We start from the raw sequence: 14,194 nt of genomic DNA, 5'->3' as shown, positions 1-14,194 counted from the left end.
GTTGCCGATGGCCCACGTGGTCCTCAAAGATCTCGTCAAGACCTATGGCGGCTTCAAAGCTGTCAACGACGTTTCGCTGACGGTCAATGACGGCGAGTTCGTTGCGCTGGTCGGCCCTTCAGGCTGCGGCAAGACAACCACCCTCAATCTCGTCGCCGGCCTGATCCCGATCACATCGGGCGACATCGTCATCGGGGACCGGGTGGTCAACGACCTCGACCCCAAGGACCGGGACATCGCAATGGTGTTCCAGAACTACGCGCTCTATCCGCAGAAATCGGTCTACAAAAACCTGGCGTTCCCGCTGCAGATGCGCAAACTGCCCAGGGACGAGATCGACAAGAAGGTCAAGGAAGCGGCGCGGGTGCTCGACATGACGCACCTGCTCGAGCGCAAGCCGCGCGAACTTTCGGGCGGGCAGCAGCAGCGTGTGGCCCTCGGCCGTGCCCTCGTCCGCGACCCCGCTGTTTTCCTCATGGACGAGCCGCTCTCCAACCTCGATGCCAAACTGCGCGTGCAGATGCGGTCGGAGATCAAGCGCTTCCACCAAGACCTCAAGGCGACGATCGTCTATGTGACGCACGATCAGCTCGAAGCCGTGACTATGGCCGACAAGATGGCGGTGATGAACGGCGGCCTGCTGCAGCAGTACGATTCGCCGGCGCAGGTCTTTGCCCATCCGGTGAACATGTTCGTCGCCAGCTTCATCGGCAGCCCGGCGATGAGCCTTATTCCGCTGGAGGCATCGACGGCAAACGGCAACACAGTGTTGACCGGCGCGGAGGGCTGGAGCCTTGAGCTCTCGCCGCGCAACGCCCAGAAGGTTGCAGGGGCAACGACCAGGAAAGTCGTGCTCGGCGCACGTCACTCAACGATCAAACTCCACAAGAGTGCGGTGGCAGGCAGCGTCCCGGCCAGGGCCTATACGGTGGAGCCGACCGGAGACGTCACCTTCGTGCAGGCGTTGCTGTCCGGCGCCATCGTTAACGTCAGCGTGCCGCCGAACATAGCCATCGCGCCCGATGAGCAGATCTGGCTCGAGTTCGACCAGGAGCGGATGCATCTGTTCGACGGCGAAACCGAAATGGCCTTCCAGGCCAACTGACACTGGGCGGATGCGTGTGGAACGTGGGCGTTGATGACTACGAAGCTTAAGATCACCGCGATCAAGCCCTATCCAGTGTGGGTAGGAACGCGCAACCAGATGCTCGTCAAGGTCGAGACCGACCAGGGCATCTTCGGCTGGGGCGAGAGCGGCCTGAGCGGTCGCGAGAGGGCCGTGGCTGGCGCGATCGAGCACTATCGCGAATTTCTCATCGGTCGCGATCCGATGCAGATCGGCCGGATCTGGCAAGAAATCTATCGCAGCCAGTATTTCGAAGGCGGGCGCGTTCTGCAGGCGGCGATTTCCGCCATCGACATTGCCCTTCACGACATCAAGGGCAAGGCGCTGGAGGTACCGGTCTACGAGCTGCTCGGCGGCAAGCAACGCGACCGTATCCCCACCTTCGCCTCGACCGGAGACGATTCCGAGGGCGACGTTGCCATCGAAAGAGCCCGCGAACTGCGCGCACAGGGATGGCAGACGATCCGCTTCTTCCCAGTCGGGCAAAGCAGCAGGGACATCTTCGAGCCGCGCGAGTCGATAGGCGCTACCGCGAGCATGCTGAACAAGGCGCGCGAGGCGCTGGGCGACGAGGTCGTGCTCGGCATCGACTATCATCATCGGCTGTCGGTGGCCGAGGCGGCGAGCTTCTGCAACAAGCTCGGCCGCGGCGTGCTTGATTTCCTCGAGGAGCCGATACGGGACGAGACACCGGAGGCCTATGAATCCCTGCGCACGATGACGGCCATCCCTTTCGCCATCGGCGAGGAGTTTGCCAGCAAGTGGCAGTTCCTGCCCTACATCGAGCGCGGCATCCATCAGTTCAACCGGCTAGATGTCTGCAATGTCGGCGGGATCACCGAGGCGATGAAGGTGGCGGGCTGGAGCGAGGCGCACTATGTCGACTTGATGCCGCACAATCCCCTTGGTCCGGTGTGCACCGCCGCGACCATCCATCTCGCCGCCGCGGTGCCGAACTTCGCGTGGCTCGAGACCAGGGCTCCGGAAAGAAAGCTGGGCTTCGACAATTCCGAGTTCTTCCCGGTGCAACCACGGCTAGACGGCCCCGATTATCCGGTCAGTGACCAACCGGGACTGGGGGTCGAGATCAACGAGGAGGCGATCCAGGCGCAGAGTTTCCGTTTCTGGGAAGCGCCCCACCTCAAGCGCCGCGATGGTTCAGTCACGAACTGGTAGCTCGATTTCAACCGGAGTCCACCATGACGCATACTTCCGACATCACCCGGCCGTCCAAAGACTTGATCGACGCGCTAAGGGAGATCGGCGCCGCGACCGTTGCCGGCACGCTTGGCCACATGGGCTTTCGCAATCCGCATATGGTCGGCCCGGTGGCGCAGAACCACGGCAAGTCGATCGTGGGACCGGCGCTGACGCTGCAGTTCATGCCGCAGCGGCCGGACCTCTTCACCGAGGGAGAATATGCCGATCCGGAAACGCAACTGCATCGGCACGTGCTCTACCACGCGCAGGAAGGAGATGTGGTCGTGGTCGACGCGCGCGGCGACATGAGCTCGGGTGTCTTCGGCGATATGATGTCGACGTATTTCAAGGGCAGAGGCGGCGCTGGCATCGTCATCGACGGGTGCATGCGCGATCGGCCCAATGTCGAGAAGCTCGATCTGCCCCTATGGCTGCGCGGCTGGACGCCCAATTACCATGTGCAGACCAGTATCTATCCAAACGCCGTCAACGTTCCGATTGCCTGCGGCAATGTCACGGTGATCCCCGGCGACATCATCATCGCCGACGACGACGGGGTGGTTGTGCTTCCCGTCGCAATGGCCTCGAAGGTAATCGAAGAATCCCAGAAGCATCACGATTGGGAGGAGTTCTCGCGAGTGAAGCTAATGGAGGGCGGGTCGCTGCAACGCTACTATCCGCTGCACCCAAGTGCGAGCGATGAGTACGAGGAGTGGCGGAAAGCCAACTCCAAATCTTGATAGACGGATACTAGTCGCCTTTGCCTATAAACATGATTGCGCGGTTAAGATGCGCCTAGATGAAGCTGAGGCCTGGTGAGGTTCCCCGTTGACACTTGTCACCAATCTTTCCTCGGCCTACCCGATCCTGCAGGCGGTGGGACTCGACAACGCCAAGGGCATCATTACCCGCTTTCCTTAAAGCGCAGATCGCGAAGGCCATAGACCAGCGCCGAACTCCGACGTTCCTGCGTCGGCTAGCCGCACGGGCGGTCGATGAGACCGCGCACACGAGGGCAATCTTGGTATCTGCTGCCATCCTGATCTCCGGCCCTTGTCTGGCCACGACTGGCCCGAGCCGCGGTGAGCAGCAGGATGGTCAGCGCATCGCGCGAGCCCGCTTCACGGTAGAATAATTCCAACCCATCTACCCCGACGGTGCGATACCTCAGGGTCGCCGACGTCGAAGGCAAAACCATGTCAGTTGAAGCACCAGTATGCTTTTCGGGGAGATGCAATGGGGCTCAAACGCCCTTTGCAGCCAGCAGCTTGCGGTATTCGGGGACGGGCATGCCGCCCCAACCCCAATTCTCCATCTCCACTTCCTCAAACACCACCCAGGTCCAGTCCAGCGGCTTCCCGAGGACGTCGAGCAGTACCTCGCTCACGCCCTTGTAGATGGCTGCTTTCTGCTCCGTTGTAACATGGTCCACACCGGGCTCGGTGCCCTCGCGCGTGAGCTGGACGGTAACGATAGGCATGAAGGGTCTCCCTTGACTGGTGGGCTCAGTGGCCAGCGCTCTGGCCGCCGTCGACATGAAGGGTTTCCCCCGTCACGAAAGGGGCATCCTCCAGGTAGAGGACCGCGCCGACGATGTCGGAAATCTCACCAAGGCGGCCCAGCGGATGCAGGCCCGCCAGCGCCTCGTACATCTCCGGCGCATGCATCGGCGTCCTGATGACGCCCGGCGACACGGCGTTCACCCGGATTCCGCTGCGGGCGTATTCGATCGCCAGACTCCGGGTCGCGGCGTCGAGCCCGCCCTTAGTCAGCGAAGCGAGCACCGATGGCACCTTCGAACTGGCCTGCTTCACCAAGCTGGTGGTGATGTTGACGACATGGCCGCTGCCCTGACGTTCCATTGCGGCGATCACGGCCTGGGTGGCGAAGAAGAAACCGGTCAGGTTGGCATTCCATGACCAAGACCGTTGCAGACACCATCGTGGAGCCGCTGCAGGCTGCAGGAGTCCGTGGGGCGAGCGCCACGGTCAATTGGTGGATCCGTTCGGCTGTCGCTGGAACATTGGCCAGCGCCTTCGTGAGGTACCACAGGAGGACATAGTCGCCGCAGCGGCGAAAATGTTCGGACAGCCGGCGACATGAAGCGCGTGCGCAAGGTCCAACGCAACCTGGCTTGATCGCTATGGGTTCGACGTGAAAGTGGTGGAGCGGGCGGACGCTATTCGTAGCAGCGGCTACGCTATCGATGTGCGAGGCACCGCAATCGACGTCGTCTAACGCATGGGCGCTACCTTCGATACAGCAGTTCCACGGCCGCCGGAATCGCCGATATAGGTTTGTTTTCGCAAACTTTGTAGCGCTGCAATAGTTTACTTTCCACGACTGAGGTGCGCGCGTCGGTCCGGTGTCACGGCGTGATTGGTGAATTCCAGTCCCCGCTGCCGGCGGCGCGGCATTGGCGGCCGGGTTGCACCCGTTGCATGCGGCCCATAACTGGCCCACAACGTTCTGGGCCCAAGGCAATTTTTGGTAACAAAGTCAAAGGTTATGGTGGGCCCGGAGGGACTCGAACCCCCAACCAAGCGGTTATGAGCCGCCGGCTCTAACCATTGAGCTACAGGCCCCACGCGGGCTGGATTAATGTTTTTCGCATCGCGGCACAAGGCTTTCCCGTCAGGCTTCCACTGATCGCCCAAATCAACCCATAATCGCGCTCTACGCGACCTCAGCGACTTTGATCGCGGACCAAGGAGATTTTCATGACCAGACGCCTTTTGCCTCTCGCGCTCGCCGCTGCAATCGCTTTTCCGGCGATGGCTGGAGCCACCGATTTGCCGACGCCGCCCCGCATCATTGTGTCGGGCGAAGGCGAAGCAACCGTAGCCCCCGATCTGGCGGTCCTGACGCTCAGCGTCATGCGCGAGGCCAAGACCGCGCGCGCGGCGCTCGACGCCAACAACGACGCCATGGCCGCCGTGATCGCGTCGATGAAGTCGGCCGGCATCAAGGACCGCGACCTGCAGACCGCGGGCATCCAGATCAACCCGCGCTACAACTACACCAACAAGCCGGACGGCAGCCAGGAAGCCGAACTCGTCGCTTATCAGGTGACCAACACGCTGTCGGTGCGGGTGCGCGATGTCGACAAGACGGGCGAGATTCTGGACAAGGCGGTGTCGCTCGGCGTCAACCAGGGCGGCGGCATCGCCTTCACCAATGACAACCCGGCAGCGACCGTCACCGAGGCCCGCAAGAAGGCGGTCGCCAACGCCATGGCCAAGGCCAAGACGCTGGCCGAAGCCGCCGGCGTCAGCCTCGGCCGGGTGCTCGAGATCACCGATCAGAACATCGCGCCAACGCCGATGCCGATCAACGCCAAGGCCTTCGATGCCGCGGCGGGTGCTGCGGCTCCGGTGCAGGCCGGCGAGAATTCCTACAATGTCCAGGTCACCGTCACCTTCGAGTTGAAGTAAGCGGCTCCTGACGATCCGTGGCCGAGCCTTGCTCGGCCACGGTCAAAGACCACTGCCGTGCATGAAAAACCCCGCGGGATTGCTCCCGCGGGGTTTTTTCGAGCCACACCCTTCAGACGGAAAGGGGCTCAGCTACTCCCGGCTAACCCTCGCAGCGGGTTATGCCGCCAGGCTGATCTTCGCAGAAGATCATGCCTCCAGACCGACCTTCGAGGAGGTGCTTCTTGAACCGATCTCAGCGATAAATAACCGGGCAGCCGCGGTCATTGGCGAACACGATGACAACGCGGTCGCCGTCCTGGCGGCCCATCACCTTCACCGTGCGGCGGCTGACGTCGACGATGCGGGCACGGTAGAGGCCCATGCGTTCGGCCTTGTCGAGGGCGCGGTCTGGCGAACAGCCACGGCGCCAGCCGTAGCGGCGTTCATCACCGCGCCAGTCGCCGCGGCGTTCATCACGGCGATGGCGATAGCCATCGTCGCCGGCATAGACGCCGAAACGCGTGTCGTTGTTGTTGCCGAAGCCGAGATAGAGGCTGTCGGCATGGGCTGGGATCGCGGCCAGCGTGCCGAGACCGACCAGAGCCGAAAGGGCTGCCGTCTTGATCGTGTTGAACATCGTCTTCTCTCCTTGTTGCGGGCTTTCGCCCGTCCTCGTGAACCGATGGGGGGAGAATGCACTTGCCTGTCTGAACTTTTTGCGAACCGGCCATTCATCTCCGGTTCATGTGGCGGAAAGGAATTCGCCGGCCATTTACCATCGTCCACGGCAGGGGTGAATGCTCCAAAACGCCTCAGTCAGTCCCCGGTTCCCAATCCAGCAGATCGGCTTGAAGATCAGGCTCGTCGTCCCAGCGCGAGCCTTAGGGCTCGTCGTCCAGCATGTAATCAAAATAGTCTTCCGGCTCGGCAAGGTCGGTCTCGCTCGCCTTGACCCGCCCGCGCATCGAGATGCCGGCTTCATGAACGGTCTCGGCGCTGCCCGACACCAGCCGGTGCCACCAGTAGAGGTCATGGCCCTCGGCCACCAGCCGGTAGGCGCAGGTGCTGGGCAGCCAGCTGATGGTGCGAACATTTTGCGGCGTCAGCCCGACGCAGTCGGGAACGCGCGCCAGCCGGTTGGCATAGTCCGAACAGCGGCAGCTCTGCGCGTCGAACAGACGGCAGCCGACGCTGGTCCAGTAGATCTCGCCGGTGTCCTCGTCCTCAAGCTTTGACAGGCAGCATTTGCCGCATCCGTCGCACAGCGACTCCCACTCGGCCGGGCTCATCGCCTCCAGCGCCTTGGTTTTCCAGAAGGGCTTTTCCATTCCCGGCATGTGGCCCCAGCCGCCGGCAAGGTCAAGCGCGGCAACGGCCGGAATGCGGCGGTTGCCAGGTGAATGACACGAAGTTGCCTTCAAAAGGTCGGCCAATCGCCCCGTACGGCCTCTATCCCAGCCAAACTGGAACCAATCGGCTCAAGATCAGTTTCGGCAAGGATGGGACCCCACAAGGAGAGTTTTCGATGAAACGCCAACCCCGGATTCTGGCAGGCACCGCACTAGGCCTGCTGATGGCATCCGCGCCGTTGGGCGCGTTCCCGCTTCAGGGAAGTGCCGCCTTCGGCCCCGCCCAGCACACGTCAGCCGCGTTCATTTTGGCGCAGGCAGCGTGCGCCGAGGGCGAATCGGCCGAGGCCTGTGCGCAGAAGCAGCCTAAACAAAGGGAGCGGAAGAAGGCCGAGCCAGAGCAGCAGGCGGCGCCCGCCGCCCAGAGCGAGCAGCCCGCCGAGCAGGAGCAGCCGCGCAAGAAGCGTGAGAAGCAACAGCAACAGACCGAGCAGGCGCCAGCCGAACAGGCCGCCCCGGCCGAAGAACAGCAGCCGCGCAGGAAGAAGCGCGACCAGCAGCAGCAGACTGAGCAGGCGCCGGCCAAGCAAGCCGCTCCGGCGGCCGAGGCGCAGCAGCCCCGCAAGAAAAAGCGCGATCAGCAGCAGCAGACTGAACAGGCGCCAGCCGAGCAAGCCGCTCCGGCCGCCGAGGCGCAGCAGCCCCGCAAGAAAAAGCGCGATCAGCAGCAGCAGACTGAGCAGGCGCCGGCCGAGCAAGCCGCTCCGGCCGCCGAGGCGCAGCAGCCGCGCAAGAAAAAGCGCGATCAGCAGCAGCAGACTGAACAGGCGCCCGCCGAACAGGTCGCTCCGGCCGAGGAACAGCAGCCGCGCAGGAAGAAGCGTGATCAGCAGCAGCAGATCGAGGCCGCCCCTGCCGAACAGGCGGCCCCAGCAAACGACAACAACCCACAGCCCCTGCGCAAGAAGCGCAAGCAGGATCAGCAGATCGAAGCCGCACCCGCCGAACAGGCGCCGGCCAAGAAGGAAGCGCCCGCCGGCGAGCCGGTTCCGCAGGCCGAACCGCTTCAGCCTGAGCAGCAGGCGGCGCCCGCCCAGGGCGAACAGCCTCAGGATAAGAAGAAGCGCGGCAAGAAGCCTGTCATCGAACAGCCGGTGACGGGAGAACAGCCGGCCACTGGAGAACAGCCGTCAACGGCCGAACAGCCCGCCAATGGCCAGCAGCCCGTGACCGGCGAACAGCCGGCCCAAGGTGAAAAAAATGCTGCCCAGGGCGAAGCCCCGGCTGACAAGAACGCAGCTCCCATCCTTGATAGCCAGAAGGATGTCCTGCGCAAGCGCAAGGGCAAGAACGGCCAGCAGGGAGGCGAGAATGCGAATGGCGAGCAGGCCAACCAGCCCGCTCAGCAGAATGGCGAGCAGGCGCAAGCTCCAAAGCCGGTTCCGGTCGACCAGGGACCCCCGCCCACCGACGACAAGTCGGCCCAACAGGCAATCCAGCCTGAAAAGATCGCCCCGGTGACGGAGGAAAAGGGCAAGCGCGTAGAGCGTGCACCCGATGAGAACGTCCGCGACCGCCGGCGTCCGAAAGGCGTCGACGTCGTCAGGGAACTCGGCGACCGCGTCATCCTGCAGTTCAACAACCAGACATTCGTCCAGAGCAATGACGCCCCGCGCATGACCCGCGGCGCCAGAAATGTGTACTATGAGGATCTGTCAGGCGATCGCACTCGGGAAATCGTCGAGCGCGACAATGGCGTCCAGATCGTCACCATCCGCAACCGCTACGGCGACGTCATCCAGCGTTCACGGATCACGCAGGATGGGCGCGAATATGTGCTGAGCTATGTCGACGAGCAGGACTATCAGGATGAGGGCGACTGGCGCGATCCCGGCGACGACCTGCCGCCGATGCGGCTGACCATCCCGCGCCGGGAATACATCCTCGATTCCGAGGACGTCGAAAGCCCGGACGACTACTACACCTTCCTCGAACAGCCGCCGGTGGAGAAGGTCCAGCGCCTCTATTCGATCGACGAGGTCAAGCGTTCGGCCCGCGTGCGCGACATTGCACGCCGCGTCGACCTCGACACGCTGAACTTCGAATTCGGCTCGGCCTCGATCTCCGACACCGAGGTGCAGAAGCTCGAGGGTGTCGCCAACGCCATGGAGAAGCTGCTGAAGAAGAACCCGGCCGAGACCTTCCTGATCGAAGGTCATACCGACGCCGTCGGCAGGCCGGAAGCGAACCTGGCCCTGTCCGATCGCCGCGCGGAATCGGTCGCGGAGGCCCTCACCAATGCCTTCGGCATCCCGCCGGAGAACCTGACGACGCAGGGCTATGGCGAGCAGTATCTGAAGGTCAACACCGCCGCGCCCAACCGCGAGAACCGGCGCGTCGCCATTCGCCGCATCACCTCGCTGGTGGCGCCTGTCGCCAGCAACAATTAGGTCATGATTTCAAAACCATGACCTGGTTTGCGGACTCTGCACGAGAAGCAACCATCCCCGGTCCTGCCGGGGATGGTTCGACGTGCCAGGTTCAACAAGAATTGCATCGGCATTAGAGCCGGCTCATTGAATCGCGGGCTCACCCACCCCAGATTCTGGACTGGGCGTTCCCTGCCCCGTCCCGACTCCAGCGGGACGCATTGAGCCCCGCCGGTCCCTCGCCGGCGGGGTTTTTTGTCTTTCAAACAGGGGCGGCCTGACCGAAATACGACCCACCACCCTACGGCGCACTATCCCAAGAGAACCAACCGGAACCACTCTACGAAGCGTCTCGAACTCGCCATCGAATCGATCATCCTTGCCTCACGCTGGCTGCTGGTCGTCTTCTATCTGGGGCTGGGCGTGGCGCTGGCCATCTATGCGCTCTGAGCAAAGGCAAGAAGGACGAGGAGTGAAAGCCTCGCACTCCTATGCTTGTTAGCATTCGGGAAAATTGATACCATCTATTGGTATTGGAGATTCATCATGCCCAAGAACACCTCCATCACCCTAGGTGATCAGTACGATGCCTTTATCCAGCGGCAGATAGCGAACGGCCGTTTTGGGTCGGCAAGCGAAACCGTTCGGGCCGGCCTTCGTCTTTTGGAAGAACAGGAACTCAAGCTTGAGCAACTCCGGTCTGCCATCGATGAGGGAGATATGTCAGGCGATCCAGAGCCATTCGACTTCGATGCCTTTCTAGAGTCCAAGAAGCGCGGATGAAGCGAACCGTCAGGTTCTCACCAAAAGCGAAAGCAGATCTTGACCAGATTTGGGACCATTCCCTGAAAGAATGGGGTCCCGAGCGAGCGGAAGCCTATATCCACGCCATTCGCTCAATCATAAATTTGATAGGCCAATTTCCAGCGATGGCTAAAAATGCGGAGAATATTCGCCCCGGCTTGGTGAAACATGCCGTAGGCTCTCATGTGCAATTTCTACGAATGGCCAATCGCTCCATCAATGTTGTACGCATTTTGCATCAGCGAATGGACTACCCTAGGCATCTTTAAAACGTATTCCTGATCTTGGTATCAGAATTCGCAAACACCTCGTCCGGCACGAAGAAATCGCCGGCCAGCGGCCCGGTCGCATCAGGTGAGTAGATCGAAAAGTCGCCGACGCCCTCGGCGCGCAGCACCTCTTCGTCGATGTAGAAATTGCCTGTGGCCTCGCGTGATGGTCGCATGAAGATCGCATGCGCGGCATCGGCCATGATGTCGGGCGAACGGCTCATCGCCGCCACGGTCGCACCGCCCAGCAGATTGCGCACCGCGGCCGTGTCGATGGTCGAGATCGGCCACAGCGAATTGACCGCGATGCCGTCCCTGGCGAACTCGGCGCTCATGCCCAGCGTGCACATCGACATGCCGAACTTGGCCATAGTGTAGGCGACGTGGTTCTTGAACCATTTGGCCTTCATGTCGAGCGGCGGCGCCAGATTCAGAATGTGAGGATTATTAGCCAACTTCAGGTGCGGAATGCACATTTTGGAGACGAGGAATGTGCCGCGCGTGTTGATCTGGTGCATCAGATCGTAGCGCTTCATGTCGGTCTCCAGCGTGCCGGTGAGCTGGATGGCGCTGGCATTGTTGACGCAGATATCGATGCCGCCGAACTTTTCCACGGTCTTTGAAACCGCCTCGGCGACCTGCGCTTCCTCGCGGATGTCGCACAGCACAGGCAGCGCCTTGCCGCCGGCCTGCTCGATCTCTTCAGCGGCGGTGTAAATTGTGCCCGGCAGCTTCGGATGCGGCTCGGCGGTCTTGGCGGCGATCGTCACATTGGCGCCGTCGCGCGCGGCGCGCAGCGCGATCGCCAGCCCGATGCCGCGCGACCCGCCGGAGATGAACAGCGTCTTTCCCTTGAGCGACATTTCCTCGCGCCTCCCTTGCAACATAGCAGGCGCGAACCTTTGCGCGGCAGGCGACCACAGCGCAAGGCCCGACACGCTGGACGCCTAGTTACGCTGCGTAGGGTTTATGACTAAACCAGCACCAGCCCCTGCCGCATCGCAATGGCGATCGCATCGGTGCGGTTGGCGGCACCCAGCTTGATCAGGATCGCGGCGACATGGAACTTCGCCGTGTGCACGGAAATGTTCAGCCGCCGTGCGATCACCTTGTTGGGCGCGCCCTCGGCCAGCAGCGCCAGCACTTCCGCCTCGCGCGGCGACAGCGAAGGCCGGGCGGCGTGCTCGTCGGAGGCTTCATCCTCGAACGGCTCGCCATCGCCGGCATGGAAATCCTCATGGCGCCCGCCTCTGCCATCGCCTGATACGCGATAGCCGGCCGCCGCCAGCCGCGCCGCCGCTGCGATCAACAAATCGTCCGCGCCCGCAGGCATCACGGCCAACACCTCGCCGGCAGGCCGCTCGCCGCGTCCCGACAGCAGCACCCGTGGCGTGGAGGCCGGCACGGCATCACCGCTGCTGTCGTCGACGATGGCGACATCGGCCGTGCCGCCGCCGGCCACGACCGGCAGCAGGTCGTCGCTCGCGGCAAGCGAGGCAGCCAGGCGCTCGGCGCGCCCCGCGTCGCCAAGCGCAATCAGCACCACCAGCCGCCGCGAGGCGGCACCGTCATGCACAATCCGGTCGCTGGTGAGCGTGTCCATCACTCCTCTCAGGAAAGCGGCTTTTCGCCGATCGTCAGCACGACATCGCGCTGCTCGCCGCCGCGCACGACACCAAGTGTCACCGAAACGCCAGCGCTGTCGGGTCCGAGCCTGCGGATCAGGTCGCGCGGGCCATGCACGGCCTCACCATTCCATGCCACGATGATATCGCCGAGCGAAAGGCCGGCGGCCTTGGCCGGGCCCTCGTCGTCGAGGCTCATGACCATCGCACCATGCGCGTTGCGGTCGCGCACCGGATGCAGCCCGGCGCCGAGATAGCCGCGCGCGACATGACCCTTTTCGCGCAAGGTCGCAACTGCCCGCTCGATCGTCTCGTAAGGCATGACCAGCGCCCTGTGGCGCGGCCCGAACAAAAGCATGCCGATCAGCGCGCCCTTGGCGTCGAGCACCGGGCCGCCCTCGAAACGGCCGCCGGCGCCGACGGCCAGATTGATGCGCCGGTCGATGGTGCCGCCGCGCATCGAGCGCCAGGCCGGGCCGACTTCACCGACCGAGCCCGACACGGCCAGCGCCGAACCCTGGCTGTTGCCGATGGCGATGGCGACATTGCCGGGCCGTACCGCATCAGCCTTGGCCAGCGGCGCGGCGTTGATAGCATCGGCCGGCTTCAGCAGGGCAACGCCGGTCGATGGGTCGCGGCCGACGAGTTCGGCCTTCACCGTCTCGCCAGAGGCCAGCGTCAGTTCGATCTCCTCGCCAGCCTCGACGGCTTCCTCGGCGGTGACGAAATAGCCGTCGCGCCAGTGGAAGGCGCTTGCCGTGCGATGATGATGCGTGGCGAAACTCGCCGTTGCCGGCGCCGCCTTGGCGGCGAGATCGGCGATGGCTTGGGAAAACGCACTCAGATTGAAATCGCTCATATTGGTCTCCTGGGTTTCTTCATGCCCCAGATATCGCTCGACAGTGCGCTCAGAGGTACTCGCCTGACGGCTAGTTGGCGGTTTGACTGGCCATCTGGTCAGGTCGCGGCGGTTCCAGCCGCTCCGCACATATAGTCACGATCAAGCCTGATAACACGGAGCCCGCCATGGCCCTCGCCGCCGCCAAATTCCAGTCCGATGATACATTGCTCGACGCCTATTCGACGACAGTTGCCGACGCCGTCGACCGCATCGGCCCCGCCGTCTGCCGCATCGAGCGCATTGGCGGCCAGGGCGGCCATGGTTCCGGCTTCGTCATCGCGCCGGACGGGTTGGTCGTCACCAATTTCCATGTCGTCGGCGACGCCAAGACGGTGCGCGTCTCGATGCCCGACGGCGCCTCCCGCGAGGGCCGCGTGCTTGGCCGTGATCCCGACACCGACATCGCGCTGGTGCGCGCCGACGGCAGCTTTGCCGATGTCGCGCCGCTTGGCGATTCCAAACGGCTGCGGCGCGGCCAGATCGCCATTGCCATCGGCAATCCGCTCGGCTTCGAATGGACCGTCACTTCGGGTGTCGTCTCGGCGCTCGGCCGCTCGATGCGCGCCTCCACCGGGCGGCTGATCGACGACGTCATCCAGACCGACGCAGCACTCAACCCCGGCAATTCCGGCGGGCCGCTGGTGTCGTCGGCCGGCGAGGTCATCGGCGTCAACACCGCCATGATCCATGGCGCGCAGGGCATCGCCTTCGCCGTTGCCTCCAACACCGCCAACTTCGTCATCTCGGAGATCATCCGCTTCGGCCGCGTGCGCCGCGCCTTCATCGGCGTTTCCGCCGACACGACCAACCTGCCGCGCCGCGCCGCCCTTTTGTCGCAAGTCTCGACCAGCACTGCGGTGCGGCTGCGCAGCGTCGAGAAGAATGGCCCGGCGGCCAAGGCCGGCCTGAAAGAAGGCGACATCATCGCCGCCATTGACGGCCGTCCGGTCACCGGCGTCGACGATCTGGTGCGCCTGCTCGATGCCGAGCGCATCGGCCTCGAGACGCTGTGCACCGTCGTGCGCCGCACCGGCGTCAGCCAGGTGACGGTGACGCCGGTGGCGCGCAGCTGAGG

The 14,194-nt window shown here is 63.4% G+C and carries 14 protein-coding genes, 1 tRNA gene and 2 pseudogenes; 9 read left to right on the top strand and 8 right to left on the bottom strand.

Annotated features, from left to right (window positions below; genetic code table 11):
* Positions 1-7: 7 nt before the first annotated feature.
* The 3 genes from B5V02_RS04685 to B5V02_RS04675 are packed head-to-tail and all read left to right on the top strand — an operon-like array spanning position 8 to position 3,066.
* Positions 8-1,105: an ABC transporter ATP-binding protein gene (locus B5V02_RS04685; protein WP_111543032.1), complete on the top strand. Its 1,098-nt coding sequence runs from the start codon at positions 8-10 to the stop codon at positions 1,103-1,105.
* A gap of 33 nt (positions 1,106-1,138) precedes the next feature.
* Positions 1,139-2,302, top strand: coding sequence for a mandelate racemase/muconate lactonizing enzyme family protein (locus B5V02_RS04680; protein WP_111543031.1), 1,164 nt, complete (start codon positions 1,139-1,141; stop codon positions 2,300-2,302).
* A 23-nt stretch (positions 2,303-2,325) separates the two neighbouring features.
* Positions 2,326-3,066: a ribonuclease activity regulator RraA gene (locus B5V02_RS04675; protein WP_111543030.1), complete on the top strand. Its 741-nt coding sequence runs from the start codon at positions 2,326-2,328 to the stop codon at positions 3,064-3,066.
* Positions 3,067-3,569: 503 nt separating this feature from the next.
* On the opposite strand, the gene B5V02_RS04665 is transcribed toward B5V02_RS04675, so the two are convergent.
* The 3 genes and pseudogenes from B5V02_RS04665 to B5V02_RS04655 all read right to left on the bottom strand — a co-directional run bounded on the left by B5V02_RS04665 (position 3,570) and on the right by B5V02_RS04655 (position 4,911).
* Positions 3,570-3,806, bottom strand: a complete 237-nt coding sequence (locus B5V02_RS04665) for a tautomerase family protein (RefSeq protein WP_111543737.1) — start codon at positions 3,804-3,806, stop codon at positions 3,570-3,572.
* A gap of 25 nt (positions 3,807-3,831) precedes the next feature.
* Positions 3,832-4,233: pseudogene (locus B5V02_RS04660) on the bottom strand (SDR family NAD(P)-dependent oxidoreductase); the annotation flags it as partial.
* Between the two features lie 602 nt (positions 4,234-4,835).
* Positions 4,836-4,911, bottom strand: a tRNA-Ile gene (locus B5V02_RS04655).
* Positions 4,912-5,046: 135 nt separating this feature from the next.
* Here B5V02_RS04655 and B5V02_RS04650 point away from each other — a divergent pair.
* Positions 5,047-5,760, top strand: coding sequence for an SIMPL domain-containing protein (locus B5V02_RS04650; protein WP_111543028.1), 714 nt, complete (start codon positions 5,047-5,049; stop codon positions 5,758-5,760).
* A 235-nt stretch (positions 5,761-5,995) separates the two neighbouring features.
* On the opposite strand, the gene B5V02_RS04645 is transcribed toward B5V02_RS04650, so the two are convergent.
* Positions 5,996-6,379, bottom strand: coding sequence for a hypothetical protein (locus B5V02_RS04645; protein ID WP_111543027.1), 384 nt, complete (start codon positions 6,377-6,379; stop codon positions 5,996-5,998).
* Positions 6,380-6,623: 244 nt separating this feature from the next.
* Positions 6,624-7,070, bottom strand: coding sequence for a YcgN family cysteine cluster protein (locus B5V02_RS04640; protein ID WP_111543736.1), 447 nt, complete (start codon positions 7,068-7,070; stop codon positions 6,624-6,626).
* A 197-nt stretch (positions 7,071-7,267) separates the two neighbouring features.
* On the opposite strand from B5V02_RS04640, the gene B5V02_RS04635 reads away from it, so the two are divergent.
* The 4 genes and pseudogenes from B5V02_RS04635 to B5V02_RS04620 all read left to right on the top strand — a co-directional run bounded on the left by B5V02_RS04635 (position 7,268) and on the right by B5V02_RS04620 (position 10,593).
* On the top strand, positions 7,268-9,541 hold the full coding sequence (locus B5V02_RS04635; protein WP_111543026.1) for an OmpA family protein: 2,274 nt from the start codon (positions 7,268-7,270) through the stop codon (positions 9,539-9,541).
* A gap of 342 nt (positions 9,542-9,883) precedes the next feature.
* A pseudogene (locus tag B5V02_RS42600) lies at positions 9,884-9,967 on the top strand (TIGR00645 family protein); the annotation flags it as partial.
* A 99-nt stretch (positions 9,968-10,066) separates the two neighbouring features.
* Positions 10,067-10,303: a type II toxin-antitoxin system ParD family antitoxin gene (locus B5V02_RS04625; RefSeq protein ID WP_111543024.1), complete on the top strand. Its 237-nt coding sequence runs from the start codon at positions 10,067-10,069 to the stop codon at positions 10,301-10,303.
* The gene (locus tag B5V02_RS04620; protein ID WP_111543023.1) at positions 10,300-10,593 is read left to right on the top strand and encodes a type II toxin-antitoxin system RelE/ParE family toxin; all 294 of its coding nucleotides are present in this window, start codon (positions 10,300-10,302) and stop codon (positions 10,591-10,593) included. Before B5V02_RS04625 ends, B5V02_RS04620 begins: the two co-directional genes overlap by 4 nt.
* Here the strand turns inward: B5V02_RS04620 and B5V02_RS04615 are convergent.
* The 3 genes from B5V02_RS04615 to B5V02_RS04605 form a co-directional block, all read right to left on the bottom strand.
* Positions 10,590-11,456, bottom strand: a complete 867-nt coding sequence (locus tag B5V02_RS04615) for an SDR family oxidoreductase (RefSeq protein WP_111543022.1) — start codon at positions 11,454-11,456, stop codon at positions 10,590-10,592. The two genes, B5V02_RS04620 and B5V02_RS04615, sit on opposite strands and share 4 nt — an antisense overlap.
* 110 nt (positions 11,457-11,566) lie before the next feature.
* Entirely contained in the window at positions 11,567-12,196 is a 630-nt protein-coding gene (locus tag B5V02_RS04610) for a helix-turn-helix transcriptional regulator (protein ID WP_111543021.1), read from the bottom strand.
* An 8-nt stretch (positions 12,197-12,204) separates the two neighbouring features.
* Positions 12,205-13,077 carry a S1C family serine protease gene (locus B5V02_RS04605; RefSeq protein ID WP_111543020.1) on the bottom strand — a complete coding sequence of 291 codons (873 nt, stop codon included), beginning with the start codon at positions 13,075-13,077 and terminating at the stop codon, positions 12,205-12,207.
* 167 nt (positions 13,078-13,244) lie between these two features.
* Between B5V02_RS04605 and B5V02_RS04600 the strand changes: the two genes are divergently transcribed.
* Positions 13,245-14,192 carry a S1C family serine protease gene (locus B5V02_RS04600; protein ID WP_111543019.1) on the top strand — a complete coding sequence of 316 codons (948 nt, stop codon included), beginning with the start codon at positions 13,245-13,247 and terminating at the stop codon, positions 14,190-14,192.
* Positions 14,193-14,194 lie beyond the last annotated feature (2 nt).

Source organism: Mesorhizobium kowhaii, assembly GCF_003253745.1.
Taxonomy (GTDB): Bacteria; Pseudomonadota; Alphaproteobacteria; order Rhizobiales; family Rhizobiaceae; genus Mesorhizobium; species Mesorhizobium kowhaii.
Note: the sequence above shows the minus strand (reverse complement) of the source record. Positions and strands in the feature narration are given on the sequence as shown.